This window comes from Streptomyces sp. NPDC059900 (assembly GCF_050270335.1).
GTDB lineage: Bacteria > Actinomycetota > Actinomycetes > Streptomycetales > Streptomycetaceae > Streptomyces.
Genome location: NZ_JBNNJZ010000865.1, coordinates 1 through 2,533 on the forward strand (window position 1 = coordinate 1; position 2,533 = coordinate 2,533).

Here is a 2,533-nt window from a genome sequence, read left to right on the forward strand (position 1 = left end):
GCTCTGTGGTCATCCGTAAGTACGGAGGGCCCCGGGGGTTTCTGGGTTGGCTGTCACGGCTGCGTCGTTGGCAAGGCTCCAAGGACGTGGCCGTCCGGAGCCCGCGACGGCTCGACCGCCAATTGCCAGAGGCGACTCGCTCGCTGCTGTCCTTTCCTGGGAGGTCACAAGATTGGACCGTCCGGGAGCCACAAACTCATCGCTGGCCAGCCTGTGAAGTAACGAGAAGATCCATCTGTCGCCTTCGCGGGTACGCCCGCCTTCAAGCTGGGGCCAAACGAAGCTCCCGGGAGCACTGACCGCTGTCCTGCCTGCAAAGGTCGCCACCTCCACGAACGCGGCAACCTCTGGCCCCCGGGTAATCGGCTGATCGCAGCGAGCGAGCAGAACGCGTTCGGCGCGTTCGGAAATATCTCTTCCGATCGGGTGCCGTAAGTCGGTTCAGGCGGGGAATCCGGTATCGGTCCCTTGCCTGCGCCGTCCGTCCGTCGGGAAATGTGGCGTTACTCGCACTCGACGCTCTTCCGGCCAGGTTCAAAGCCAGGGGCATCACATCGGTCCACGGGATTCCAGGTTTGGCCAGGGATCCATGGGTACAGGGGGCGAGATGCTTTATGACTGACTCTTCTCAGCCAGCGGGCGCAAAGTCCCGTACACGCAAAACAACCACCGCCGAAAAGACCAGGAGTTCTGGCGAACACGCCGAGTCCTCAGCGTCACGACGCACCAGGAGACTCCGTCCGGCCGACGCCATCCGCGAAGCACGCGCACAGCTTTCGGAGCTCACCGGCAAGCCGGTCGACGCGGTCTCCACGTTCAGTGCCACCGAGAACGGCTGGCGACTGGAGGTGGAGGTCCTGGAACTGTCCCGGGTCCCCGACACGATGAGTCTGCTCGCGAGCTACGAGGTCACGCTCGACAGCGAGGGCATCCTCACCGGCTATCAGCGGCTCAGGCGCTATGAGCGCGCTCGCTCCGACGACCGCAGTTCCGGGTGACACCCCCGGGATGTCATCCGCCGGCTGATTTCGCCGGCCATCACCGCCCGGGAAAGCACCCCGCACGAGTGTGCGCGGCGCTCTCGCGGCCATCGACGACACGAAGCGGAGGAACATCATGACAGTTGCCACCACGCAGAGCAGCGGAGGCGGAGGTTCCAGCGGCCTGTACGACGTGCTGGAGCTGGTCCTGGACCGCGGCCTGGTGATCGACGCGTTCGTCCGCGTCTCCCTGGTCGGCATCGAGATCCTGAAGATCGACGTACGCGTCGTCGTCGCCAGCGTGGACACCTATCTGCGCTTCGCCGAGGCCTGCAACCGCCTGGACCTGGAGAGCGGCAGCAAGAAGCCCTCAGGCCTGACCGACATCATCGGCGACACCATGGAGTCAGGCGCCCACGGCAAGACCAAGGGCGCCCTGTCCGGCGCGGCGGAGACCATATCCGACGCCTTCGGCCAGGCCCGCGACGAGGGCAAGAGCCCCTCCCGGTCGCGACAGCGCCGCACCCCCAGCCGCAAGGAGGAGCAGGAATGAGCACGTACGTCTACGGCATCGCGGCCTCGGGACACCCCGGCCTGCCCGAGGGGGCGACGGGCGTGGGGAATCCCGCGCTGCCCCTGCGCACGGTCACCAGCGGAGGGCTGATTGCAGTGGTCAGCGACGCCCCGGAGAATCTGCGGCCCAAGCGGCGGGATCTGCTGGCCCACCAGAGCGTGCTGTCCGAGGCCGGGAGCGGCGGCACGGTGCTGCCCATGCGCTTTGGCAGTCTCGCGCCGGACGACGAGGCGGTCGCCGCCGCCCTCAGCGAGCGCGAGACCCACTACCAGGAACGTCTGGCGGCGCTGCACGATCGGGTCGAGTACAACGTCAAGGCCCAGCACGACGAGGATGCCGTGCTGCGCACCGTCATGGCGGAGAACCCCGACGTCCGCGCCCTGCGGGACAGCAACCGCGCCTCGGGGGGCGGCAGCCACCAGGACAAGATGCGGCTCGGCGAGCTGGTCGCCACGGCCGTGCAGCATCGCGAGGCCCGGGATGCCGCGGTGGTGCGGGCCGCGCTGGAGCCGCACGCGGACGCGGTCAGCGCCGCTCCCGACAGCTCCGGCTGGATCACCAACCTGTCCTTCCTGGTGGGCCGGTCCTCCTACCAGCCGCTCCTGGATGCCGTCGACGGGCTCCGCCAGGCCCATCCCCACCTCGTCCTGCGGGTCAACGGGCCGCTGGCTCCCTACAGCTTCGTGGAACCCGACGTCACCCAGCCCGTCGCGGGATAGGGCCCGATGGGACTGCTGAGCGATGTGCTCCTGCTGCCCCTTGCCCCCGTGCGGGGTTCCCTGTGGGTCATGGAGCAGGTCGTCGCCGACGCGGAGCGCCAGTACTACGACCCTTCGGCCATCAAGGCGCAACTGGCCGCACTGGAAGAGCAGCTGGAAGCGGGCGAGCTCGATGAGGAGACGTTCGACCGGCACGAGGACGCCCTCCTCGACCGGCTGGAAGCCAGCCGCACAAGACAATCAGGCGCGTGACGTCACAC

At 67.9% G+C, this 2,533-nt stretch carries 4 protein-coding genes; all 4 read left to right on the plus strand.

What is annotated here, in order from left to right; translation table 11 throughout:
* The first annotated feature begins 614 nt into the window (after positions 1-614).
* Positions 615-998: a gas vesicle protein gene (locus tag ACQKIP_RS45055; RefSeq protein WP_365862113.1), complete on the plus strand. Its 384-nt coding sequence runs from the start codon at positions 615-617 to the stop codon at positions 996-998.
* A 118-nt stretch (positions 999-1,116) separates the two neighbouring features.
* Positions 1,117-1,533, plus strand: a complete 417-nt coding sequence (locus ACQKIP_RS45060; protein ID WP_365862114.1) for a gas vesicle structural protein GvpA — start codon at positions 1,117-1,119, stop codon at positions 1,531-1,533.
* Positions 1,530-2,273: a GvpL/GvpF family gas vesicle protein gene (locus ACQKIP_RS45065; RefSeq protein ID WP_365862116.1), complete on the plus strand. Its 744-nt coding sequence runs from the start codon at positions 1,530-1,532 to the stop codon at positions 2,271-2,273. Before ACQKIP_RS45060 ends, ACQKIP_RS45065 begins: the two co-directional genes overlap by 4 nt.
* Positions 2,274-2,279: 6 nt before the next feature.
* Positions 2,280-2,525 carry a gas vesicle protein GvpG gene (locus tag ACQKIP_RS45070; RefSeq protein WP_365862117.1) on the plus strand — a complete coding sequence of 82 codons (246 nt, stop codon included), beginning with the start codon at positions 2,280-2,282 and terminating at the stop codon, positions 2,523-2,525.
* Positions 2,526-2,533 lie beyond the last annotated feature (8 nt).

Coding starts and splice junctions, on each gene's coding strand:
- ACQKIP_RS45055 (WP_365862113.1), top strand. CDS start 615: ATGACTGACTCTTCTCAGCCAGCGGGCGCAAAGTCCCGTACACGCAAA.
- ACQKIP_RS45060 (WP_365862114.1), top strand. CDS start 1,117: ATGACAGTTGCCACCACGCAGAGCAGCGGAGGCGGAGGTTCCAGCGGC.
- ACQKIP_RS45065 (WP_365862116.1), top strand. CDS start 1,530: ATGAGCACGTACGTCTACGGCATCGCGGCCTCGGGACACCCCGGCCTG.
- ACQKIP_RS45070 (WP_365862117.1), top strand. CDS start 2,280: ATGGGACTGCTGAGCGATGTGCTCCTGCTGCCCCTTGCCCCCGTGCGG.